The 23787-nt window shown below is 68.0% G+C and carries 20 protein-coding genes; 14 read left to right on the top strand and 6 right to left on the bottom strand.

Features of this window, described 5'->3' with window-relative positions; genetic code table 11:
• Positions 1–8 precede the first annotated feature (8 nt).
• Positions 9–1016, bottom strand: a complete 1008-nt coding sequence (locus ABQZ09_RS17085) for a chorismate transformation FkbO/Hyg5 family protein (protein ID WP_349777453.1) — start codon at positions 1014–1016, stop codon at positions 9–11.
• Positions 1013–2347, bottom strand: a complete 1335-nt coding sequence (locus ABQZ09_RS17080) for an NAD(P)/FAD-dependent oxidoreductase (RefSeq protein WP_349777462.1) — start codon at positions 2345–2347, stop codon at positions 1013–1015. Before ABQZ09_RS17080 ends, ABQZ09_RS17085 begins: the two co-directional genes overlap by 4 nt.
• Positions 2348–2648: 301 nt before the next feature.
• Between ABQZ09_RS17080 and xanC the strand changes: the two genes are divergently transcribed.
• From xanC to fabG, 9 genes are all read left to right on the top strand, one after another.
• Positions 2649–2918: a xanthomonadin biosynthesis acyl carrier protein XanC gene (gene xanC, locus ABQZ09_RS17075; RefSeq protein WP_011260626.1), complete on the top strand. Its 270-nt coding sequence runs from the start codon at positions 2649–2651 to the stop codon at positions 2916–2918.
• Between the two features lie 28 nt (positions 2919–2946).
• Entirely contained in the window at positions 2947–3630 is a 684-nt protein-coding gene (locus tag ABQZ09_RS17070; RefSeq protein WP_179456880.1) for a COG4648 family protein, read from the top strand.
• A 53-nt stretch (positions 3631–3683) separates the two neighbouring features.
• Complete coding sequence (locus ABQZ09_RS17065; RefSeq protein WP_228313490.1) at positions 3684–4433, top strand: lysophospholipid acyltransferase family protein; 750 nt, start codon at positions 3684–3686, stop codon at positions 4431–4433.
• Between the two features lie 11 nt (positions 4434–4444).
• Complete coding sequence (locus tag ABQZ09_RS17060) at positions 4445–4732, top strand: ApeI family dehydratase (RefSeq protein ID WP_494403621.1); 288 nt, start codon at positions 4445–4447, stop codon at positions 4730–4732.
• On the top strand, positions 4729–5703 hold the full coding sequence (locus tag ABQZ09_RS17055) for a lysophospholipid acyltransferase family protein (RefSeq protein WP_039404851.1): 975 nt from the start codon (positions 4729–4731) through the stop codon (positions 5701–5703). Before ABQZ09_RS17060 ends, ABQZ09_RS17055 begins: the two co-directional genes overlap by 4 nt.
• Positions 5627–6274 carry a LolA-related protein gene (locus tag ABQZ09_RS17050; protein ID WP_349777451.1) on the top strand — a complete coding sequence of 216 codons (648 nt, stop codon included), beginning with the start codon at positions 5627–5629 and terminating at the stop codon, positions 6272–6274. Before ABQZ09_RS17055 ends, ABQZ09_RS17050 begins: the two co-directional genes overlap by 77 nt.
• A gap of 138 nt (positions 6275–6412) precedes the next feature.
• Positions 6413–8779, top strand: a complete 2367-nt coding sequence (locus ABQZ09_RS17045) for an MMPL family transporter (RefSeq protein ID WP_349777450.1) — start codon at positions 6413–6415, stop codon at positions 8777–8779.
• The gene (locus ABQZ09_RS17040) at positions 8766–9206 is read left to right on the top strand and encodes a hotdog family protein (protein ID WP_349777449.1); all 441 of its coding nucleotides are present in this window, start codon (positions 8766–8768) and stop codon (positions 9204–9206) included. The genes ABQZ09_RS17045 and ABQZ09_RS17040 overlap by 14 nt, the downstream gene beginning before the upstream one ends.
• 163 nt (positions 9207–9369) lie before the next feature.
• Positions 9370–10107, top strand: a complete 738-nt coding sequence (gene fabG, locus ABQZ09_RS17035; protein WP_349777448.1) for a 3-oxoacyl-ACP reductase FabG — start codon at positions 9370–9372, stop codon at positions 10105–10107.
• 970 nt (positions 10108–11077) lie between these two features.
• Here fabG and ABQZ09_RS17030 read toward each other — a convergent pair.
• The 4 genes from ABQZ09_RS17030 to ABQZ09_RS17015 are packed head-to-tail and all read right to left on the bottom strand — an operon-like array spanning position 11078 to position 15484.
• Positions 11078–12700 carry an NAD(P)/FAD-dependent oxidoreductase gene (locus tag ABQZ09_RS17030; RefSeq protein ID WP_349777447.1) on the bottom strand — a complete coding sequence of 541 codons (1623 nt, stop codon included), beginning with the start codon at positions 12698–12700 and terminating at the stop codon, positions 11078–11080.
• Positions 12697–13518, bottom strand: a complete 822-nt coding sequence (locus ABQZ09_RS17025; protein ID WP_349777446.1) for a glycosyltransferase family 2 protein — start codon at positions 13516–13518, stop codon at positions 12697–12699. The genes ABQZ09_RS17030 and ABQZ09_RS17025 overlap by 4 nt, the downstream gene beginning before the upstream one ends.
• The gene (locus tag ABQZ09_RS17020) at positions 13515–14288 is read right to left on the bottom strand and encodes a beta-ketoacyl synthase chain length factor (RefSeq protein ID WP_349777445.1); all 774 of its coding nucleotides are present in this window, start codon (positions 14286–14288) and stop codon (positions 13515–13517) included. Before ABQZ09_RS17020 ends, ABQZ09_RS17025 begins: the two co-directional genes overlap by 4 nt.
• On the bottom strand, positions 14288–15484 hold the full coding sequence (locus ABQZ09_RS17015) for a beta-ketoacyl-[acyl-carrier-protein] synthase family protein (protein WP_349777444.1): 1197 nt from the start codon (positions 15482–15484) through the stop codon (positions 14288–14290). Before ABQZ09_RS17015 ends, ABQZ09_RS17020 begins: the two co-directional genes overlap by 1 nt.
• A gap of 218 nt (positions 15485–15702) precedes the next feature.
• Here ABQZ09_RS17015 and ABQZ09_RS17010 point away from each other — a divergent pair, with 218 nt between their 5' ends.
• The 5 genes from ABQZ09_RS17010 to zwf all read left to right on the top strand — a co-directional run bounded on the left by ABQZ09_RS17010 (position 15703) and on the right by zwf (position 23333).
• The gene (locus ABQZ09_RS17010) at positions 15703–15963 is read left to right on the top strand and encodes a YcgL domain-containing protein (RefSeq protein WP_039414450.1); all 261 of its coding nucleotides are present in this window, start codon (positions 15703–15705) and stop codon (positions 15961–15963) included.
• Positions 15956–19276: an ankyrin repeat domain-containing protein gene (locus ABQZ09_RS17005; RefSeq protein WP_349777443.1), complete on the top strand. Its 3321-nt coding sequence runs from the start codon at positions 15956–15958 to the stop codon at positions 19274–19276. Before ABQZ09_RS17010 ends, ABQZ09_RS17005 begins: the two co-directional genes overlap by 8 nt.
• A gap of 26 nt (positions 19277–19302) precedes the next feature.
• Entirely contained in the window at positions 19303–19632 is a 330-nt protein-coding gene (locus ABQZ09_RS17000; RefSeq protein ID WP_166752564.1) for a low molecular weight protein tyrosine phosphatase family protein, read from the top strand.
• 63 nt (positions 19633–19695) lie between these two features.
• A complete protein-coding gene (locus ABQZ09_RS16995) occupies positions 19696–21495 on the top strand; it encodes a glycoside hydrolase family 15 protein (protein ID WP_228313498.1) in 1800 nt (599 codons plus the stop codon).
• Complete coding sequence (gene zwf / locus ABQZ09_RS16990; RefSeq protein ID WP_349777442.1) at positions 21492–23333, top strand: glucose-6-phosphate dehydrogenase; 1842 nt, start codon at positions 21492–21494, stop codon at positions 23331–23333. Before ABQZ09_RS16995 ends, zwf begins: the two co-directional genes overlap by 4 nt.
• The last annotated feature ends 454 nt before the right edge of the window (positions 23334–23787 follow it).

Raw genomic sequence — 23787 nt, 5'->3', positions numbered from 1 at the left:
TGGTTTACCTAGCCGTGCACCCCATCGATCTCCACTGCCAGCTCGTCGCGGCAGATCACCGCGTGCAGCAGCAGGCGCGGGACCGCGTTGCCGAAGCGTGCGTCCAGGGCCTGGGCGACCTTGGGCAGATCGTCCTGCTCGCGCACATAGACCTTCAGGCGGGTGCCGGCGCCGAACTGCGCGGGCAACGCGGGTGCGTGCTGGCGCGCGGCGCCGAGCAGGGCATCGAAATTGGCAAAGGTCTCTTCCAGCTGCGCCAGCAATTGGCCGGTATGCATCGAGGCATGGCCGACCACCGCGGCGGTGCCTGACAGCAGCAGGGGCATGTCGCTGCCGGGGGGCGGCAGCATCGCGCGCGCGAAACTCGGCGGCTGCGGGCCGTATTGGCGCGGGTAGTGGTAGGCGCTGACCTGGCGCGGGTTTTCCAGCGGGGTGCCGGCATCGGCGGCGGCCAGCCAATAGATCTGGATGATGCGCTCGGCATCGCAGCGGCCCACTGCCGTGGCAGCCGGCAACTGCGCGGTGTCGAACGCTCCCAGCCCCCGCGCACGGCCCACGCAGAACTGGCGATAGCGCTCGCGGTCGCCACTGCCAAGCGTGATCGCATCCAGGTAGTTCCAGATGCGCAGCAGGCGCGGTGTCGCGCTGCTGCTGACGAACGCGGTCATTTCCGCATACGCCTTGGCGGCGGCCTCTTCGATGTCGACATCCTGCTCGTCGATCTCGATCACGCCGAACTGCAGATGCCCATCGCTGGACCAGGCGATGTTGCCGTTACGGCCACTGCGCACCGGCGCATCGGTCCGCCACACTTCCAGCACGTCGGCCCGGTACGGCTGCAGCGGCACGCGCAGATAGCGCGGGTCGTCCAGGCCAGGCGCCGCGTTGCCGAATCCGAACACCGCCAGCACCTGCGGGTCGGCCAGCAATGCACTCGGGTCGGTCTGGTCGACATAATCGACCTGCAGGCGGGGGTGGCGCAGCGGCTGCGCGGTCTGGGCCGGGGAAGCGGTCATTGAGGGTCTCGTTGCAAGGTGTCGCCGTCGAAACCGAGCCTGGCCTGGCGCCGACGCAGGCGCCACGAGTGCCAGGCGCGCGGCATCATCGACAGTGTGGTGAGCGCATAGATGGCGCGGAACGCGCGCAGGCGCAAGCGGACCTTGGGGCTGTCGAACACGTCGCCGGCCAGCATCGCCACCACCGCCTGTTCCAGCTGCCAGGTGTTCTGCGGCTGCGCGAACAGCGCGCGCATCGTCGGCGAGGTGAAGCGGTAGATGAACCATTTGAATTCGTCGATGCCGCGGTCCAGTTCACGCTGCAGCCTGCGCTGCAGCTTGGCCTCCTGCTGCGGGGCGCGCAGTGCGGCATCCACCATCGCCGCGCCGCGTTCGGCGCTGTGCATGGCCAGGAAGACGCCGGAGGAAAACATCGGGTCGACGAAGGTATAGGCATCGCCCAGCATCAGCCAGCGCGGCCCGGCCATGCGCGTGCATTCGTAGGCGTAGTTGCCGGTGGCATGCACCGGCGCCACCCGCTGCGCACCGGTCATGCGCGCGGCAACTTCGGGGTTGAGCGCCAGCGTGCGCATCAGAAACCCTTCGCTGTCGCCCTGACGGGTCTTCATGTACTCCGGATAGCAGACCGCGCCCACGCTCATGATGTCGTCGGGCAGCGGAATCAGCCACATCCAGCCATGTGCGTGCCGATAGATGCTGATGTTGCCGGCATCCTCGCCCGGCCGCCGGGCGACGCCGCGGAAATGGCTGAACAGCGCTGCGGATTGATGTTTGGCATTGGCGCGCTTGAGCTTGAGCCGGTTGCCCAGGAAGGTGTCGCGGCCGCTGGCATCGAGCAGGTAACGCGGGCGGAACTGCAGGCGCTGGCCGTCGGCGCTGCGTGCCTGCAGCACCGGTTGTTCGCCGTCCAGGTTCACCTGTTCGACGAGGACCTGCTCACGCGCATCCACGCCCACCGCGCGTGCGCGGTTGAACAGGACCTGGTCGAACTGCGCGCGCGGGACCTGGAAGGCGAAGTCGGCCTTGGCATCGAGCGCGTGCGAAAACCGAAACGTGTTGTAGCCGCCGGCGTCGTTGGGGAAATCCGCGCCGCGCTTGAGCACGCCGATCTGGCGCACCTGTTCCAGCACGCCCAGCCGTTCGAGGATCGGCATGTTCATCGGCAGCAGCGATTCGCCGATATGAAAGCGCGGATGCTGCGCCTTTTCGAGCACCGTCACCGCCCAGCCGAGCTCGGCCAGTATGATCGCTGCCGCACAGCCGGCCGGTCCGCCGCCAACGATCAGGACATCCGGACACTCCGGTCCGGGGGCCGGCCCGGCTGCCGGCATGGCGGTCGGGGTGGGGCGAACAACAGTGGAAGTCATCCTGGAACGAACCTGCAGCGGGCGAGCGTCAAGCAGTCATGATAGCCTGACCGGCGGCCCGGACACTGATGCGGGCCCATGCTGCACCCACTCAGGACCATGCAAGGACAGCGCGATCGCCGGATGCGACGCGGGCCGGGCGCTCGGAATCGACAGGTACGACCACGTACACTGACGAGGCGATGCGACGCCCGCCCCGCCGATGGCCGCGCGCCGTCGCCTGCCTGCGCCGACTTTTGCCCGACCCTCACCCTGGAACTTCTGGATGTCCTCGCAAACCGCTGCCGAACGTGAACTGGCCGAACTCCTGGTCGAAAGCCTGAACCTGGAAGACGTCCAACCCGCCGACATCGATCCGGAGGCGCCGCTGTTCAATACCGGGCTGGGGCTGGATTCGATCGACGCGCTGGAACTGGCGCTGGCGATCAGCAAGCGCTACGGCTTCCAGCTGCGCTCGGACAACGACGAGAACCGTCGCATCTTCGCGTCGCTGCGCGCACTGTCGGCGCATGTCGAAGCCAACAAGACCGTCTGAGCTAGCGCCCGGCGACGCCCCGCCGTGGGTGCTCGGGCTGGGCGTGTTGCTGGCGGTGGCGTACTCGCCGCTGGCGCACTGGGCCAACGCCACCCACCGGCCTGAGCTGGCCGTCATTGCCGGTGGTTTGCTGGTGCTGATGGTGTTGATCGAACCGATGGTGGCGCGCCGGGCCTGGGCCTGGGCGCTGGCGGTGCTGACGTTGCTGGCCCTGAGCGCACTGTGGCACTCGCCGTATGCGATGTTGCTGCTGGCCGCGCCGCCGGTGGTGTTCACCGGCTGGATCGCCTGGTTCTTCGGCCGCAGCCTGCGCCGTGGGCGCACGCCCTTGATCACGCGCATTGTCGAAGGGCTGTATCGCCAGGCCGGCATGCCGATCACGCCGGAGCAATACCGCTACACGCGTCGTCTCACCCTGGCCTGGGCGCTGCTGCTGTGCGCGCTGACCCTGGTCAACCTGGTGCTGGGCCTGTGCGCGGAGCCCAGCGGCGTGCTGGCGCAGCTGGGCTACGCCTCGCCGCTGCCGATCAGCGACGCGCGCGCCTCGTTGTTCGCCAATCTGCTCGCCTACGGCGTGGTTGGCGGGTTCTTCGTTGGGGAATATCTATTGCGCGGCCGCTGGTTTCCACAGCGTCCCTATCGTAATCTGCCAGACTTCTTGCGCCAGATGGCGCGGCTCGGGCCGGACTTCTGGCGCGATCTGCTGCGCTGAGTGCGTGGCCAGGGGCAGCGACGTACGTGCATATTTTCGGGGACAAGACAAAGATGCCGTTGGCAAGGATGCCGTCGCGCCTGGCGTGGGCCGTGTTCAACCTGTTGCAACTGGCCTTTACGCTGACGTTTACCGCTGGTGGCATTGTCTATGCCCTGGTGCTGCTGGCGATCACGCGCGACACCGACCGCCTTCTGCGCATGGGCGCCTGGATGTGGGCGCCGGTGCTGTTCCGCGGCGCGGGCGCCACCGTCATCGTGGAAGGGCGCGAGCAGGTCGATTGGTCCAAGAACTATCTGTTCGTGAGTAACCACCAGTCGATCATCGACATTTGCGCGCTGTTCTACGCGCTGCCGGTGCCGCTGCGCTTCTTGCTCAAGGAAGAAATGCTCAAGGTGCCGTTCGTGAACTGGTACGCGCGCGCCACCGGCATGCTGTTTCTGGACCGCGACAGCCGCCGGGCCGGCGCGCTGGTGCGCCGTCAGGCCGCGGCGCTGCTGCGCGAGGGCAAACAGTTGTGTCTGTTTCCGGAAGGCACGCGCAGCCGCAGCGGCGCATTATTGCCATTCAAGGCCGGACTACTGCAGGCCGCTATCGATGCTGGCGTGCAGGTGGTTCCGGTGGCGCTGGACGGCTGCGGCAAGGTCTTGCCGGTCGATGGTCTGTTCAGGGTGCGTCCCGGCATCATTCGCGTACGGATCGGTGCGCCGATCGCAGTGACCGGGCCGGATGCGCCGGACCGCCAACGCTTGACCGAGCAGGCACACAAGGCCGTGGCTGCAATGCTTCAACCCAGGATCTGAGTTCTGCGCTTATGGATTTCGTCGTGCCGCATGATCATCCCTGCCTGCCCGGGCATTTCCCGGGTCGTCCCGTGGTACCCGGCGTGGTCGTGCTCGACCATGTGCTGCAGGCGGTGGAAGCGCTGCATGGTCCGCGCGCAGCCGCGCGCCTGCCGCAGGTGAAGTTCGTGCAGCCCTTGCTGCCCGGGCAGACCGCCTCGGTCACGCTGGAAGGCGATGGCCCGCGCTGGCGCTTCCGCGTGCAGCGTGAGCAGACACTGCTGGTCAGCGGCGAGCTGGTGGTGGAGGCGGCGGCATGAGCAAGCACTGGAAGCAGCGTCCGGAAGGCGGCGGGCGCTTTGCGTTGTGGCTGATCCGCGGCATCGCACGGCATGCCGGGCGTGCGGTGGGGCGCGCGCTGCTGTATCCGATCACGCTGTACTTCCTGCTGGTGCGTGCGCCCGAGCGCGCCGCCTCGCGTGCCTATCTGGCGCGGGTGCTGGGGCGGAAGGCAACGCTGCGCGACGTGGCGCGGCATATCCACACCTTCGCCTCCACCATCCTGGACCGCGTGTACATGCTATGCGGGCAGATGCAGCGCTTCCGCGTGGACATCACCGGGTTGGATCAGCTGCACACGCAGATGGATCGCGGCCGCGGCGTGCTGATCTTCGGTTCGCACCTGGGCAGCTTCGATGCGCTGCGTGTGCTGGCCACCGAGCGCCCCGACGTGCAGGTCAAGGTGGTGCTGGACAAGGCGCACAACCGCGCCATGACCGACCTGCTGGGCGCGCTGAATCCGCAGCTGGCCGCCAACATCATCGATGCCGGCATGGATGCGACCTCGATCGTCATGGCGATCAAGGAAGCCACCGATGCCGGCGCGCTGGTGGCGCTGCTGATCGATCGCCCGCGCGAAGGCGACCCGGCGTTGCCGGCGATGTTCCTGGGCCGCAACGCGATGTTCCCGACCTCGCCCTGGCTGATCGCCGCCGCGCTCAAGGTGCCGGTGGTGCTGGCATTCGGCCTGTATCGCGGCGGCAATCATTACGAGCTGGCCTTCGAGACCTTCAGCGAAGGGCTGGACGTGCCGCGTCGTCAGCGCGCCCCGGTGCTGGCGGTACTCATGCGCGATTACGCCGCCAGGCTGGAACATTACACACGCTATGCGCCGTACAACTGGTTCAACTTCTACGATTTCTGGAACACCCATCATGCCGATGTGCCGCACCCTGCCGTGGATGCTGATACTGCTGTTCAGCGCCGCACCGCTATGCGCCGCACCGCCTGAGGCGCTGGACGTCGGCCAGGTGCTGCAGCGCCTGGCACGCCCGGCACCGGTCAGTACCGAATTCGTCGAACTGCGTGGCTCGGCCCTGCTGAAGACGCCATTGCGCGTGCAGGGCCACTACCGTCGCCCGGATGCGCAGACGCTGGTGCGCGAGGTCAGCGCGCCGTATCGCGAAACCACCACCTTGCAAGGCGACGAAGGCGTGCTGGAACGCGAAGGCAAACCGCCGCGACGTTTTTCGTTGAGCCGCGTGCCTGAGCTGGCTGGATTGAAATCCGGCTTCGGCGCATTGCTGGCCGGCGACCGTGCACTGCTGGAACAGCAGTACCGCGTCAGCGGACAAGGCCGACCCCAAGCCTGGGCATTGACGCTGCAGCCCAGGGACGCCGCCGTTGCCAAGCAGGTACGCGAATTGCGTCTGTACGGGCGCAACGACGAGCTGCGGTGTATCGAAAGCGTGCCGGGCAAGGGCGACGTGCAGCGCACGCTGCTGGCTGGTGCGGCCCGCGAGGCGGCCAACGTCACCGATGCCGCCGCGCTGACCACGCTGTGCCACGGTTCGGGCGCGTGACCGCGCGCGGGAGGGTTGCGCCGGTCGTCTGCAGAGAGATCACACCCTCCACCTTCGGCAAGCGTGTGCTGCCGCTGACCTTGCATGCTGCGCGCGCGGCCGGTGGACGTGCGGCCGCTGCACCAGGACACGCACACCATGGCGTTTAAGTTGAATGCAAACCGCCGCATCGGCCTGGCGTTGCTGTGGCTGGCCTTGCTGGTGGTGGCCGGGATCTGGTTGAGCGAGACACTCAAGGTCACCGGCGACCTGCGCAAGTTCATGCCCGCCCCGCGCACGCCGGCGCAGAAACTGCTGATCGAAGAACTGGGCGAAGGCCCGGGCTCGCGGCTGCTGCTGATGGCGTTGTCCAATAGCGACCCGAACACGTTGGCGACGCAATCGCAGCAGCTACGCGACGCATTGGGTGCGCAGCCGGCGTTGTTCGAGTTGGTCGCCAATGGCGGCGCTGCCGGCCTGGATGCGATTCCCGAACGGTTGCTGCCCTATCGGTATCTGCTCAGCGACAGCTTCGACCAGGCACCGTTGGATGCATCGAACCTGCAGGCGGCGTTGCAGGCGCGCGTGCAGGATCTGGGTTCACCGGCAGCGGCATTGGTGGAGCCGCTGCTGCCGCGCGACCCCACGCTGGAAGTGCTGCATCTTGCCGAAACCCTGCAGCCGGCAGCCGCGCCGCAGACGCGTAACGAGGTGTGGTTCGACCGGGCCGGCAGCTCGGCCTTGCTGCTGGTGCAGACGCGCGCGGCCGGGTTCGATCCCACCGGCCAGCAACTGGCCTACGACGCGGCGCAGGCGGCGTTTGCCAAGGTCAGCAAGGGCACTGGCACGCGGCTGACGCTGACCGGGCCGGGCGCGTTTGCAGTGGAGATCACCGCGCGCACGCAAGGCGAGTCGCAGTGGATCGGCACGCTGGACACGGTGGGCCTGGTGCTGTTGCTGTTGATCGCCTACCGCAGCTGGAAGATTCCGGTGCTGGGCGTGTTGCCGTTGGCCAGTGCCGGGCTGGCTGGTCTGAGTGCCGTAGCGCTGCTGTTCGACGGCGTGCATGGCATCACCGTGGCCTTCGGGTTCACCCTGATCGGCGTGGTGCAGGATTACCCGATCCACCTGTTCAGTCATCAGCGGCCCGGCCTGGATCCGCGCGACAACGCGCGCCATCTCTGGCCCACGCTGGCTACCGGCGTGGTGTCGACCTGCATTGCCTATGTGACCTTCCTGTTTTCCGGCGTGGATGGCCTGCGGCAGCTGGCGGTATTCACCATCGCCGGGCTGGCGACTGCCGCCATCACCACACGCTGGTTGCTGCCGTGGTTGATCGACCCGGCGCCGCGCGACTACGCCGACTCGCGCATGCTGGCGCTGCTGTGGCGCGGCATCGCGCGGCTGCCGCGCCCACGCCTCAGCCTGGCGGCGATCGCGGTGATCGGCATCGCGGTGATCGCCTTTGCACCGGGGCAGTTCTGGCAGAACGATCTGTCCAAGCTCACCCCGGTGCCGCCCAAGGCCCTGGCCCAGGACACCCGGTTGCGTCAGGAACTGGGCGCCCCCGATGTGCGTTACGTGCTGGCGCTGCCGGCAGCCAGCGATGAGGCGGCGTTGCAGGCCAGCGAGCAGTTGCGCCCGCGCCTGGATGCGCTGGTGCGCGATGGTGCGCTGGTCGGTTACGACATGGCGGCACGCTATCTGCCCAGCGCCAAGACCCAGCATGCGCGTCAGGCCGCGTTGCCCGATGCCGCGCAGGCGCGCGCATTGACCGAACAGGCCGTCGCCACCACGCCATTCCGCGGCGATGCGTTTGCGCCGTTCCTGCAGGATCTGGACGCCGCCAAGCGCGCCGCACCGCTATTACCGAAGGATCTGGCCGGCTCGCCGCTGGCCACGTCGGTCGGCGGGTTGCTGTTGGGCCGCGGCGATCGCAGCACCGCCCTGGTGTCGCTGGCGGGCCTGCGCGACCCGGCGGTGCTGGCCACCGCCGTGCAAGGCAGCGGCGCGCAGTTGCTGGATCTGAAAGACGCCTCCGAATCGCTGGTGGCCGCCTACCGCGGCCGCGTGCTGGGCGCCTTGGTACTGGCAGCGCTGTTGCTGGCGGTTACCGTGGCGGTCGCGCTGCGCAGTCCGCGCCGCATCGTGCGCGTGCTGTTGCCGATGGCGCTGACCACGGTGCTGATCCTGGCGATCCTGCGTGGCACCGGTGTGGAGCTCAACCTGTTCCACCTGATCGCGCTGATCCTGGCCGCCGGCCTGGGGCTGGATTACGCGCTGTTCTTCGATCATGCCGGCGACGATCATGCCGACCAGCTGCGCACGCTGCATGCCTTGATCGTGTGCAGCCTGATGACGCTGCTGGTGTTTGCACTGCTGGCTGCATCGAGCATCCCGGTACTGCGCGCGATCGGCACTACCGTGGCGCTTGGCGTAATGTTCAATTTCATTCTCGCGCTGCTGGTCTCGCGTGAGCCGGCACTGGAGCGCAGACGCGATGGAGAGCCGCATGCAGGGACGTGACGCGATTGCCGCCTTGATTCCGCACCAGGGCAGCATGTGCCTGTGGGAAGAGCTGGTCGACTGGGACGCGCAGCGCATCGTGCTGCGCAGTCATGCGCATCGCAGCGACGCGCATCCATTGCGTTCCAACGGGCGCTTGCGCGCGCTGCATCTATGCGAATACGGCGCGCAGGCCATGGCCGTGCATGGCGGCCTGCTGGGCCGTGCATCCGGCAAGCCGGTACGCCCGGGCATGCTGGTGGCGCTGCGTGGCGTTGAGCTGCATGTGACGTATCTGGACACGCTGCCGGATGCGATCGACTGCGACGCACAGGTGCTGATGCAGGGCGAGGACAGCCAGCAATACAGTTTTCGCCTGACCCACGGCGCGCAATTGCTTGCCGAAGGGCGTGCCACGGTGATGCTGGGCGCTGCACAGACCCTGTAGGAGCGCGCTTGCGCGCGATGAAGCGTCACCGCTAAAGCCTCATTGCGCGCGCGCTCCTGCCGAATATGGGCGATCGATGCGGGCGCTCTATTCCTGCGCCTGCTGCCAGTCGTTAGGATGAGGCTCTTTCCGCCGTCTTTTACGCGGCTTTATCGGGACTGTCATGAGCACATCCATTCCGCAGCGTCGTGCACTGGTGACCGGTGGCAGCGGCGATCTTGGCGGTGCGATCTGCCGCCAGCTGGCGGCGCAGGGGCGGCATGTCATCGTGCATGCCAATCGCAATCTTGCGCGCGCAGAAGCCGTGGTGGCCGCCATCGTGGCCGACGGGGGCCACGCGGAGGCGGTGGCGTTCGATGTGGCCGATGCGCAGGCCAGCGGTACGGCGCTGGAGCAGTTGCTGGAAGCCGGGCCGGTCCAGATCGTGGTCAACAACGCCGGTATCCATGACGACGCACCGATGGCGGGCATGAATGTGCAGCAGTGGCATCGCGTCATCGATGTCTCGCTGCACGGGTTCTTCAACGTCACCCAACCGTTGCTGCTGCCGATGGCGCGCACGCGCTGGGGCCGCATCGTCAGTGTGTCGTCGGTGGCGGCGGTGCTGGGCAATCGCGGGCAGACCAACTACGCCGCCGCCAAAGCGGCCTTGCATGGGGCGACCAAATCGTTGTCGCGGGAGATGGCCAGCCGCGGGATCGCGGTCAATGTCGTCGCGCCCGGCGTGATCGAAAGCGAGATGGTCGGCGAAAGTTTTGCGCCGGAGGTGATCAAGCAATTGGTACCCGCCGGGCGCGTGGGCAAACCCGACGAAGTCGCCGCGCTGGTCGCCTTCCTGTGTTCGGAATCTGCCGGTTACATCAATGGCCAGGTCATTGGCGTCAATGGTGGGATGGGCTGAGGACGGCTGGCAAAACGCAGGCGCTTGGCGCGAGGTGGGTGCGGCCGGCCCTGTGGCTGGCCTCCAATGCGCGACCAGGTTGGCTTCGGCGCTTGTGGAACCTTTGACGGCATGGACGCCGCCACGGCGCTCTTAGAACGGATTCACCGTATGTTCCCGTAAACGGCGGGGTGTCGCGCCCTTGACCAGTCCTGCGTTGGAACGTCGCAACGGCGATGACGCTCATGCTCGTCCTGAGAGTGATTGAACGGTGCGGATGCGTCGGGAGTAGAGCGGTTGGCCGGTGGCTTTACTGCAGGGGCCCTCGACCAAGCTTCAACAGACCCAAGTGATGACAATACGCACAGTGCAGGCGTCTCGACCTGATTGCTCGGTCCGGAAAGATCAGGGGCGGAGCGGATCATCTGCGCCGTTGCTGCAGGGCCCTTGCCCGCCCACCATCGCAGGACACGCTGCGAGTACATCCATGTAGCTCCGTGGCGGCATCCATGCCGCCAAGGGTCCCGCGACGGTAGGCGGGCAAGGACCAGTGGAGATGGTCGGTGTGCATGGATTTTCAACAGCGACTAGCATGCTGCGACGCGGTGTCTTTGCCTTTCAACAAAACCACCGGCCAACTGTCTGGCGTGGTGCCCTCGCCGATTGCGGGACCGTGTGGCGGCATGGATGCCGCCACCGAGCCCCCATGGACGGGTTGACGGCGTGTCCCGCGAGCGGTGAGGGCGCCGCGCCCTCGACCAGACGTGAAGACAGTCAAGTGATCGCGACACGCACGATGCAGGCGTCGCTATCTGATTGCTTGATCCCGGCAGCAACGGCGCAGAGCGGATGGTCTGCGCCGTTGCTGCAAGGACCAGTCGAGATGGTCCTTGCAGGGCTTGCAATAAAGCGGCCGCCTAATTATCCGGCGAGAGCGTCGCGCATGCGACGCTCGCCAGAACTCACCGCGTATCGGCGCGCTCGCTCAAGCTCACGCCGCGTCGGCGTACCACGTGGCCGTCAGGATAGGCGCGCCGCTGGCAGTGGCGGTCAGCGCATCCAGGCCATGGTCGGGTAGGTCCGGGTGGCGCTGGCGTGCCTGCTGCAGGATTTCGCGGGCCAGCACTGCCATCTGCGCCACGTTGGCGTGGATGCGCGCGACGAAGGCGTCGTCGTCCAGGGTGTCGTTCAACGCGCCGTTGAGTTCGTTGAACCAGCCGATCAGGTACTGATCCAGCAGGCGTCCTTCGCCGCCGGTGATGCGCTGTTCGGTATTGCGCACGCCCCAGTCGTGCAGCACGCGTTGCATGGCCAGATTCATGTCGCGCGCGTAAAGGAAATCTGCCTTCATGCGCGAGAGCAGGCTCAGGTCGGCGATGCGCCCGGCGCAGAACAAGGGCGCCAGCAGCGACCAGTAGTAGGTGTAATCCCAGATCACCTTGACCGGCATGACCTGCTCGTCGCCGAACAGTGCGTACTGGTCCTGATACAGGGTCAGGGTGTTTTCGTAGAACGAAAAATACAGCTGCTGGTACAGCTCCACATACGGGCTGAGCGACTTGCCGATGCGATCGCGGCCGATCAGTTCGCAGATGTAGGTGTTGGAGATGGCGATGAAGTCGCTGCCGGGCGAATAGAACGGGTCCAGGAACAACCCGGCCTCGCCGGTGAGCGCCCAACGCTGCGATGAAAACACCTGCTTGCAACCGTAGGAGAACTTGCGCAGGAACAGGAAGTCCTGCAGCCGGTAGTCGGCCTTGTCGAGCGTGGCGGCCACCTGCGGTTGATGCAGGCGCAGCCAGTCCATGGCTTTGTCGTGGGTGTTCATCGTCTCCAGCGGATGCATGTCCGCATCGCAGACGATGCCCAGCGAATGCGCGCCCGAAGACAGCGGGATCAGCCAGAACCAGTAGCCCGGCCCGCACATGTGATTGGTCGAGCGCCAGCGATCGGGCGGGGTGCAGCGCTGCAACCAGCTGCTGTCCTGCGACCAGCCATTCGGGTCGATCAGCCCTTCCACGCGCCACCACACGGCGTTGGCGTTGTGCGCGTTGTCCTGCGCCAGGCCGAGCTTGCGCTTGAGCAGGCCGGCGCGCCCGCTGGCATCCACCACCCAGCGCGCGCTCAGCGTCGTCTGCACGCCGGCCTGTTCGTAACGCACCGCGTGATCGGCCTCGTCCCCGGACAACTCAACGCCCTTGACGCTGCAGCTGTCGAGAAAGGTGATGCCCTGCGCGCGGGCGCGTTCGCCGAGGAAATTCTCGAAGCGGCCACGGTCGATCTGCCACGACGGTGTCGGCAGGATCTTGCTCACGCCCAGTTCGGTGCAGCGGTCGATGTCGTCGCGCTTGTCGGAGAAAAAGAAGCGGAAGCCGAACTTGCGGATCTGCTCCGTCTCCAGATGCTCGCGCAGGCCCAGCACATCGGCGAAATAATGCGCGCCGATTTCCACCGTGGATTCGCCGACCTTGAAGGCGGCCTCGCGCACCGGGTGCGCGCGGCGCTCCAGCACGGTGATCGCCAGCTCCGGGTCGCGTTGCTTCAGTTGCAGGGCCAGGCTCAGGCCGGCCAGTCCACCACCGGTAATGACGACATCGGTACGCTGTGCATTCATGGGGACGGGTTGCTCTTGGTGACCGCCGGCACAGTAGCAAATTCGCCGTCGGCATCGTCAACGATCACCGGGTTGGCGCGCACGTTGCGGTATTCGCGCCAGATGTGCCCATACGTCCAGGCCTGGACGACCACGTGCGAGGTGATTTCCCACAGGTCGCGCACCAGCCGGAAGTGGCTCTTGCGGAAGGTGCCGGGCGCACTGCCGGCGTAGCGGGTTTCGATCGGCACCGCGACCACGCGCGCACCGGCCTGGCGCGCAGCCGAAATCAGCAACTGCGCTTCGAACACGAAGCCTTCGCCGGGCACGTCGGGCAGGGTGAACACCGAGGCCGGGTAGAGCCGCTGCCCGCTCTGGCTGTCCACCAGCTGGAAGCCGCAGGCCCAGGCGATGCCCCAGTCGCCGAAGTCGTTGCCGATCCGGCGGATGGTGGGCTGGGTGGCGCGCTTGCGCATGCGTGCACCGACGATCACGCAGCCGGGATGCCGGTTGGCCGCCGCCAGCAGGCGCGGGAAGTCGGCGGCCTTGTGCTGGCCGTCGCCGTCCATGGTCATCACCGCACGCATGCCGATCTGCTGGGCGCGTGCAAACCCGCTGCGGAGCGCGGCGCCCTTGCCCCTGCGTTGCGGGTGGCGGATCAGGATGACCGGCAGGTCGGCGATGCAATCGGCCGTGCCGTCGTCGGAGCCGTCGTCGATCACGATCACATGCGAGCAATAGGTCAGCGCATCGGTGACCACTTCGCGGATGCGCAATGCCTCGTTGAGGGCCGGCACCAGGATGGCGGTGTCTTCGCGGCTCAGGGGTACCCGGCTCATCGTTGCAGCTCCACATGCAGCACGCGGCCAGGGCCGGCATGCAGTGCCACGGCCTTGCCAGCGCCGGCCAACAGCTCGAACAGCGGCAGCATCGGCGCCATTGCGTTGCCGGCGACATGCCGCGACAACGGTCCCTCGGCTGGCGAGGGCACGCCGTCGTCCAGCCGCGCCTGCAGTTGCGGCTTGCCGGCCTGGCCGGCACGGCCTAGCACCAGCGCGCCCCCGAGCAGGCCCTGGCTGGGCGAGATCCGGCCCAGCGGCCCGACCGAGCGCGCGTCGTAGCCGGCCAGCAGCACCGCATCCACGCCGTCGGTGAGCTGCACCAGCGCTTCCAGCAGGCCTTGCGCGAAGCTGGCCGCGTTGGCGCTGATCGCGGTGGTCGGGGTCATCGCACCGGCGCCGATGGTCCAGTAGCCGGCCGCGGCGTTGTGCACCGAGTTGTGGAACTTGGTCGGCGAGATGGCCAGCGGGTCGCTGGCCAGGGTGGTGCACATGTAATCGGTGATGGCCAGATCGCCGTGGGTGGAAGTGAAGACCGAGGGCAGGCTGGCCGGGGCGCGTCCGGCGGCCGTGCAGGCGGCCAGCGCGGCTTCCAGCGACACCGCCACCGTGTCCGGTGCGCGGCGGCGTTCATTGGCGGCCAGCAGCTGCGGCGCCGGACGCGCCGGGGTGTCCTGCAGCGCGCCGCCGTGCACGAAGGCTTGCGCGGCCTCCCAGTGGGGCAGGCCCTGGGCCCAGAAGCCGATGCCTTCGATGGTGGCGGTCAGCATCAGCCTGCCCGCCCGAACAGCAGCGAGCAGTTGTTGCCGCCAAAACCGAAAGAGTTGTTCATTGCGTAATCGATCCGGGAGTGGGCAGTATCGAAACGGATCTGCGGGCCGCAGGCCGGGTCGGGCACCTCGCTATTGAGGGTGCCGGGCAGCAGGTCGTCGCGCAGCGCCAGCAGTGCGATCACCGATTCCACGATGCCGGCCGCGCCCAGGGTGTGCCCGGTCCAGGCCTTGGTCGAGCTGGCGTGCAGGGTATCGGGGAAGATCGCCGCCACCGCAGCCGCTTCCACGCTGTCGTTGGCCGGGGTGGCAGTGCCGTGCAGGTTGAGATAGCCCACCGCGCCCGGCTCCAGGCCGGCACGTTCGAGCGCGCCGCGCATCGCCAGCTGCGCGCCCAGGCCCTGCGGATGCGGCGCGGACATATGGTGCGCATCGCTGGATTCGCCATAGCCATACAGCCACAGCGCCGCGTCCGGCGCTGCCTCGGTGCGTTCGACCAGCGCAAAACCGCCGGCCTCGCCCAGGCTCAGCCCGACCCGGCGTGCGTCGAACGGCTGGCACATCTCCGGCGCCACCACCTGCAGCGAGTTGAAGCCGAACAGCACGCTGCCGCACAGCGTGTCCACGCCACCGACCAGGGCCGCGTCGATCACCCCGGCGGCCATCAGCCGCGCTGCCTGCGCAAACACCTTGGCGCTGGACGAACAGGCGGTGGCCACGGTGACGCTGGGGCCGCGCAGGCCGGTGGCGTGCTGCACGAAGTCGCCCAGCGAATGCGGCGTGTGCACGATCGGGCGCTCCAGATCGGGCGGGAAGCGCGCGCCGTCGGCGTCTTCCACCAACCGTGTATAGGCCTCTTCGCTGGCACCGATGCTGGAGGTGGAGGTGCCGATGATCACCGCCACACGCTCGGCGCCGTAGCGCTGGGCGGCGGCCTGCGCCGCGTCCAGCAGGCCATCCTGCTGCAGGGCCAGCCAGGCCAGGCGGTTGTTGCGGCAGTCCCAGCCTTGCAATGCGGCGGGCAGGACCACGTCTTCCACGCCGTCGACGCGGCCGATCCAGCAGGGCAGCGGTTGCGGCCCGAAATCGTTGCGACGCAGGCCGCTGCGCTGCGCCCGCAGGCCGGCGGCCTGGGCCGCGAGACCGGCACCGAGCGCGGTGGTGGAAGTGAAGGCGGTGACGGCGACCGGGGCCATCTGGGACGAATGCTGCGCTTGGCTCACGGTGGTCTGGCTGGCAAAAAGTGCTCGCAGTATATCGATGGCGTGGCTGGGCCCCGTCGATGGCGCAACTGAACGCGCCGGTCATGTCGCTGACGCAGCTGGGATTTTTCGCAGCTGCCGCGCTTTCGCCGTCGCCGCAATTGGGACACAATCCTGCGGCCCATCTCTCTTACGAGCGCGATCACGCGCGCATGCACGCCTACGTCTATAAAAGCCAACGCAAGCAGGACACCTTCGTCTATCTCGCCACGCGTGACGACTTCTCCGGTCTTCCCGCTGCCGTGCACACGCAGCTGGCGCCATTGACCTTCGTGCTGGAGGTGGCGTTGACGCCTGAGCGGCGCCTGGCGCAGGCCGATGCGGCCACCGTGCGCGAGGCGCTTGGCAAGCACGGGTTCTATCTGCAGCTACCCAAGACGGTGGTGCTGGCGGGCGAGTGCGACCATGACTGAGCCGCAGCGTGCCGCGCGGGTGCGCGCCGCCGCCCTGGCTGGCGCCGCCGGTGTGGGGTTGTCCCTGCTGGGCGGGTTTGGCGGCGGCATTGCCGCGGTGAGTCTGTGGCTGGCCCAGCCGGCTTTTGCCTTGGCGGTGTCGTGGGCGCGCGGCAGCCGCGCGCTGGCGACCCAGCCGCGTGCCATTGCCCAGACGCTGCCACCGTTGCTGACGATCTGGGGCGTCGGGCTGCTGGCGTTGGCCGCACTGATCAGCTGGCCGCTGACCGCCCTGCGCGACAGCGGCAGCCTGGCCGCGGCGCTGGCGCTGAGCGTGGCGATCAGCGCCGCGTTGCTGGGCCTGTGGCGGACCTGGCCGTTGTGGGGCGAGGTCGAGCGCGACGGTGGTGCGCTGGCGCCGCGCTGGCATGCGCTGGCCACGCAGGAATTGCATGCCTGGCGTGGCCTGCTGGCGGCCGCGCTGGTGCTGGCGGTGTGCACGCTGGGGGTGGCGCTGGCCTGGCCGGGCTGGTTGTCCGACAGCCTGCGCTGGGGCCTGGCGATTGCCGCCGCCGCGTTGCTGCCGGCCGCCCACCTGCTGCTGCAACGCACCGCCGCACCGACCCGCAGCGATGCGCCGGTGGCACGCCAGGCGGCCGATTTCTTCAATGAGGCCGCCGCCGAGCCGCGCCCGCTGGAGCCGGTGGCCCAGCATCAGCTGGTGCCCGAATTGTTCGAGGCCGCGCGCAGCGGCCGGGTGGATCGCGCGCTGCAGCTGCTGGAGGCCGGTGCCGACCCGCAGGCGATGCCGCTGCCGGAATGGCGCGACCAACGCAGCCTGCCGGCACTGGCGGCGGTGCTGCCGGACCTGCGCCTGTTGCGCGAGTTGATCGTGCGGCGCGTGGACGTCAACCAGCCGCACCGCGGCATGACCCCGCTGCTGGCCGCCACCCGCGACAGCTGGCATGGCCGCCCGGATGCGGTGATGACCCTGCTGGCCAACGGTGCCGACCCGCGCGCCAGCGACAACGACGGCAACACCCCGTTGCACCATGCGGTACGCAGTTCCGACCCCGGCGTGGCCGCGCTGTTGCGCGATGCCGCCGCCGAACTCGATGCGCTCAACAACGACGGCCACTCGCCGCTGGCAATGGCCTGCCAGGTCGGCAACTGGCGGCTGGCGAAATTCCTGCTGGAGCGCGGTGCCCATTCCGAACCGGACGGCGGCGCACCGGTGCTGCTGGCAGCCGCCGGCACCGAAGAGGACGACCCGGCCGGTGTGCAGCTGCTGCTCAAGCACAAGGCCCGCGTGGATGCGCGCGACCGGCAGCGCCGTAGCGCCCTGCACGAAGCCGCGCTGGCGGGACATGGCGACATCGTCGAGGCGCTGCTCTCGGCCGGGGCCAACCTGGAAGCGCGCGATCTGCTCGGCCGCACGCCGTTGCTGGACGCCGCGCGGCAGGCGCGCAGCGCGGTGCTCGAACGCCTGGTGGCGCGCAAGGCCGATGTCCTGGCCGTCGATGGCGAGGGCCGCAATGCGGTGATGCTCGCCTGCGCCGCCGACAGCGTCTCGCCTGCGCTGATTCGCCGCCTGCTGGATCTGCAGGTGCCGGCCGACGCGGCCGATGTGCATGGCCGCCGCGCTGTGGACGTGGCGGCCGAAGCCGGGCGCTGGGCGATCGTGCAGTTGCTCGATCCGGCCTACCCGCTGCCGGCCGCCGTCAGCGACGCCCCGGGCGACACCCCGGGTGTGACCGTGCTGCCGGATCGCCCGCCATTGGTGCTGCTGCGCGAAGGCCTGCAGTTCGGCCAGCGTGACGGCCTGACCGCCCTGGCGCGGTTGTGCGGCCCGGAAGAACTCGGCGGCCTGCTGCACGACGCGCATCTGGCGCTCAATGCCGATGCGGTCGACTGGCTGCTGCGCCACGGCGCCGATGCCGAAGTGCGCGATGCCTGCGGCGATGTGCCCATGTTTGCGCTGCTCTCGCGCGGCGTGGAGGCGGTGCCGGCCATGCAGGCCCTGCTGCGCCATGGCGTGTCGCCGGCCGGCGCCGGTGGGCTGACCCGGCTGCTCAGTGCCTGCGTGCAGCACGACGCCGCATCGCGCGGGCTGGAACAGTTCGCGCTGGAATTGCTCGACCGCGGCGCCGACCCGTTCGCGCCGTCGGCGGCGGGCGACCCCCCATTGTCGCTGGCGGTGCGGCTGGGCTGGCTGCGCCTGCAGCAGTGGCTGCTGGAACACGGGGTGGACCGCGAAGCGCGCGACAGCCATGGCATGACCGCACTGCATCTGGCCACCGCGCTGGGCCGCGACGCGTCGCTGAAATTACTGGTCAAGCAGGGCGCCTCGCCGGAAGCGCGCGCTGCCGACGGGCAGACCCCGCTCGGCGTGGCGTTGTCGATCGGCCGCCGCGATCTGGCCGACTGGCTGGACTGGCGGATCTGGTCGCTGCCACGCCGCACGCTGCGCGAGGCCGATGTGCCGTCCGCGGCGATGACCGGCGACACCGACGCCGTGCGTCGCCTGATCGACCTGGGGCTGCCGGTGGATGCCGTCGACGCGCAGGGCTGCACCGCGCTGCTGCGTGCGGCCGGTGGCGGCCATCTCGGCGTGGTGGCGCATCTGCTCGGGCGTGGCGCCGATCCGCAGCGCGCAGCCAACAGCGGCGCCACCCCGTTGTCGGCGGCGGTAAGCATGCGCCAGACCGAGATCGTGGCCGCCTTGCTGCAGGCCGGCGCACAGATCGAACACCGCCTGCCGGGCGGGGTCACCGTGCTGATGCTGGCTTGCGCGCTGGGCCTGCCGGACATCGTGGCGCGCCTGCTCACTGCGGCAGCCGATGTGCATGCCACCGACGATCAGGGGCTGGCGCCGCTGCATTGCGCGGCGCTGTACGGCTTCACCGCGCGCGACAAGACCCGCCTGCTGGCCCTGCTGGATACCGTGCTGCTGTCCGGTGCCGACCCGGACCATCTGGCCGGCGGCCGGGTCAGCCCGTTGCTGCTGCTGCTGGGCGCGCGTGCCGAACCGGGCACCGCCTGCGACGAGAAGGTGGTGCTGGCCGGCGTCGAACGCCTGCTGGACGAAGACGTCTCGCTGGATGTGGCCGATCAGCGTGGCTTCGGCCCGTTGCATCTGGCCGCGCTGCACGGGCTGCCGCTGCTGGTGCAGCGCCTGCTGCGCGCCGGTGCCGACGCCGATCGTCGCGATGCGCTCAACCGCACCCCGCGCGAGATCGCCATCATGCGCGGCTTCATCGATGTGGCCGGCCAGTTCGAACCGGCGCTGCCGGGCGTGTCGTCGATGGCGCGCTTCCTGCGCGAAGGCCGCTGAGCCGGCGCGGCGGGCAACCGCTGCGGGTGCTGTTCGTGTGCAGCCGCAACCGCCTGCGCAGCCCCACTGCCGAGCGCGTGTTCGCCGACTGGCCCGGCGTGCAGACCCAGTCGGCCGGTCTGGCTGCCGATGCCGACGTACAGGTCACCCCCGAACTGCTGCATGAGGCCGAGCTGGTGCTGGTGATGGAGCGCCGCCATCTGCAGTTGCTGCGCAAACGCTTCGCCGCGCATCTGCGCCATTGCCGCGTGCTGTCGCTGCAGATTCCCGACGACTATGCCTACATGGACCCGGCACTGATCCGTCGGCTGGAACACACGGTGCCACCGTTGCTGCGCTTGCCGGCGTATTCGTAACCTGATCCCGACACCGCACATGCAAGACTGCATGTTCTTTCGCCGGAAGGAAGCGCCCATACGATGAGCGTGCGTATCGAGGACCACGCCATGCTGGGCAATTGCCACAGCGCGGCCCTGGTCGACCACCGTGGCACCATCGACTGGCTGTGTCTGCCACGCTTCGATTCCGATGCGGTTTTCGCCTCATTGCTGGGCGACGAGCAACACGGGCAATGGGCACTGGCGCCCGCAGCGGACTTCCGCAGCGAACGTGCCTACGAAGACGACAGCCTGGTGTTGTGCACACGGCTGAGCACCGATACCGGCACGGTGGAGCTGGTCGATTTCATGGTGGCCAGCGTAGACGGCGAGGTGCATCAGCACCTGGTGCGCATCGTACGCTGCGTGCAGGGCGAAGTGCCCATGCACATGCGCCTGACCTTCCGCTTCAACTATGGCCGCACGGTGCCGTGGGTGACGCGCATCGACGACGGCATCCGCGCCATCGCCGGCCCCGATCAGCTCGCACTGCGCTCGCCGCAGGCGCTGCACGGCGAGGACATGGGCACCGAAGCGGACTTCACCCTGCGCGACGGCGAGAGCACCTGGTTCCTGCTCAGCCACGGCGCTTCGCACCAGCCCACGCCACCGGCGATCGACCCGGAGCAGGCGCTGCAACGCACCACCGCGTTCTGGCATGGCTGGGCGCGCCGCTGTACCGACGTCGGCCCGTGGACCGAGCAGGTGCGCCGCTCGCTGGTGGTGTTGAAGGGGCTGAGTTATCTGCCCACCGGCGGCATCGTGGCCGCGCCCACCGCCTCGTTGCCCGAGCATCTGGGCGGCACGCGTAACTGGGATTACCGCTACTGCTGGCTACGCGATTCGGTGTTCACGCTGATCGCCTTGCTGCAGGCCGGCTATCGCGACGAAGCTGCCTCGTTCCGCGACTGGGTCCAGCGCACCATCGCCGGTTCGCCCGATCAACTGCAGGCGCTGTACGGCATTGGTGGCGAACGCCGCCTGCAGGAATGGGAAGCGCACTGGTTGCCCGGTTACGAGAACTCCGGCCCGGTGCGCATCGGCAACGGCGCGGTGGATCAGTTCCAGCTCGATGTCTACGGCGAGCTGATTGGCGCCTTCCATTACGCGCGCGAAAAAGGCGTGGCGCCGCCGTCCGATGACGATGGTTCTTCTGCTTCGCTGCTGGAAAAGATCCTCGACACGCTGGAAACGCTGTGGCGCCAACCCGATGAAGGCATCTGGGAAATCCGCGACGAGCGCCGCCACTTCGTGCATTCCAAGGTGATGGCCTGGCTGGCCTTCGATTGCGGCACCCGCGACGGCATCACCCATGCCACTGCAGAAAAACGCGCGCACTGGGGCCGCATCGCCGAGGAGATCCGCGCCGAAGTGCTGGAGAAGGGCGTGCACCCGGACGGGCACTTTGTGCAGAGCTATGGCTCGGACCGCCTGGACGCATCGCTGCTGCTGATTCCGATCGTCGGCTTTTTGCCGGCCGACGACCCACGCATCGCGGCAACCGCCGATGTGATCGCGCGCGAGCTCACCATCGACGGATTGGTCGAACGCTATCGCGCCGACGACAGCGCCGATGGCCTGCCGGCGGGCGAGGGCACGTTCCTGGCCTGCAGTTTCTGGCTGGTGGAAAATTTCGCGCTGGTCGGTCGTACCGACGAAGCGCGCGCATTGCTCGAGCGCCTGCTCGGACTGTGCAACGACGTGGGCCTGCTCGCCGAAGAGTACGACCCACGGGCAAAACGCATGCTTGGCAACTTCCCGCAAGGGTATTCCCACGTGGCCCTGGTCAATGCGGCACTGCGCCTGCACGGACGCATGGGCGAAGAGGAAACACATCCATGAACGAGCAACAGACCACACCGCCCTGCATCATCGTGGTATTTGGCGCGCGCGGCGATCTGACCCGGCGGCTGGTGATGCCGGCGCTGTACAACCTGCGCCGCGCCGGTGCGTTGGGCGAGCAATTCGCCATCGTCGGCATGGACCACGGCGACATCAGCGAGCGCGCCTGGCGCAGCAACATGGGCCAATCGATGACGCAGCTGCTCAGCAGCCGCGATGCGGAATTCCAGACCGACGAATTCGACACCGACACCTGGGACTGGCTGCGCGAGCGCATGCATTACCTGCGCGGCGACTTCACCGATGTGGGCGCCTACCAGGCGCTGGACGGCGTGCTGGAGAAACTGCACAAGCGCTACGGTACGCAAGGCAATGTGCTGTTCTATCTGGCCACCGCCGCGCGCTTCTTCGAGCCGGTGCTGCTCAACCTGGGCGAAGCCGGTCTGGTCAAGCAGCGCGAAAACCAGGGCTGGCGTCGCGTGATCGTGGAAAAGCCCTTCGGTCACGACCTGCCCAGCGCCGTCGCGCTCAATGCCACCGTGGCCAAGGTGCTGCACGAGGATCAGGTGTTCCGCATCGACCATTTCCTGGGCAAGGAAACCGTGCAGAACATCCTGGCGTTCCGCTTCGCCAATGGCCTGTTCGAGCCGGTGTGGAACCGCGACCGCATCGATCATGTGCAGATCACCGCCGCCGAAACCATCGGCGTGGAAGGGCGCGGCCGCTTTTACGACCCCACCGGGTGCCTGCGCGACATGGTGCCCAATCACCTGTTCCAGCTGCTGGCGATGATCGCAATGGAGCCGCCGGCCGCCTTCACCACCGAGGCCATGCATCGCCGGCGTGCGGAAGTCATCGAAGCGGTACGCCCGATCAAGCCAGAGGACGTGGTACGCGGGCAATACGCCTCCGGCGCGGTCAATCGCAACGCCGTCCCCGGTTACCGCGAAGAAGACACCGTGCCGGACGATTCGGACACGGAAACCTACGTGGCGATGAAGTTGCAGGTCGACACCTGGCGTTGGGCCGGCGTGCCGTTCTACCTGCGCACCGGCAAACGCCTGCGCGAACGCACCACCGAGATCGCGATCCGCTTCAAGCCCGCGCCACTGGCACCGTTCCGCAGCACTGAAGTGGGCGGCTACGGCCCCGACTGGCTGGTGCTGCATATCCAGCCGGATGAAGGCATCTCGCTGCAGTTCGACGTCAAGCGCCCGGGCGCACAGGTCGCGCTGGCGCCGGTGCGCATGGACTTCCGTTATCGCGACTGGTTTCCCAAGGAATACACGGTGGGCTACGAGCGCCTGCTACAGGACTGCATGAACGGCGAGGCGGGCCTGTTCCAGGACGCAGCCATGGTGGAAGGCGCCTGGCGCATCGTGCAGCCGATCCTGGATGCGTGGAAACAGCCAGCCAGCGACTTCCCCAACTACGCTGCAGGCAGCGCGGGCCCCTCGGCAGCCGACGCACTGCTGGCCATGAACGGCGGACACGCCTGGCGCGCGCTCACCCCGGGCCGCAAGCCGCCACCGCGCCGGCCGCCGGAAGCGCGTGCCAGTGCTGCAACGCCGGTGAAGAAAGCCACCAAGAAGGCGGCCAAGAAAGCGACCAGGACGGGTGGCGCGTCCAAGGCAACTAAAGCGTCAACCAAGCGAGCGTCGGCGTCTGCCAGCACGCCTGCGCAAGCGGCAGCCTCGAGCACGTCGGCAAAGAAGACCGCTACCAAGCGTGCAGGCAAGCGCGTGGCAAAAGCACCAAGGACCACCAGCAACGCAGCAGGCAGCAAGGCCGCAGCGACGAAGTCCTCGGCCCGCACCACACGCAAGCCACGCAGCTGAGCGACAGAAACGCCGCCGCCGGGCGGCGGCTGTGCACGCAGACAGCGTGCAATGAATTGCAGTCATGCAATACAAGCGCCCGCGTAGGAGCGCGCCGGAGCGCGACGGGGCATGACCGGTAAAGCCCCATCGCGCTCAGGCGCGCTCCTACAAAAACGCGGTTTCGCGAGTTGATGCGCGTTTGTTGTTGGCGCAACGATTTGCCGATTTTTGAGTCGGCGATCGCCAGCGAGCAGCCGGTATTCGCTGCCTCGTAGGAGCGCGCCCGAGCGCGACGGGCATTACCGGTAAAGCCTCATCGCGCTCAGGCGCGCTCCTACAAAAGTGCGGCTTCGCGAGTTGATGCGCGTTTGTTGTTGGCGCAACGATTCGCCGATTTTTGAGTCGGCACTCGCCAGCGAGCGGCCGGTATTCGCTGCCTCGTAGGAGCGCGCCCGAGCGCGGCGCGCATTAC

The organism is Xanthomonas sp. WHRI 6106, from assembly GCF_040202405.1.
Classification (GTDB): Bacteria; Pseudomonadota; Gammaproteobacteria; order Xanthomonadales; family Xanthomonadaceae; genus Xanthomonas; species Xanthomonas cannabis.
Note: the sequence above shows the minus strand (reverse complement) of the source record. Positions and strands in the feature narration are given on the sequence as shown.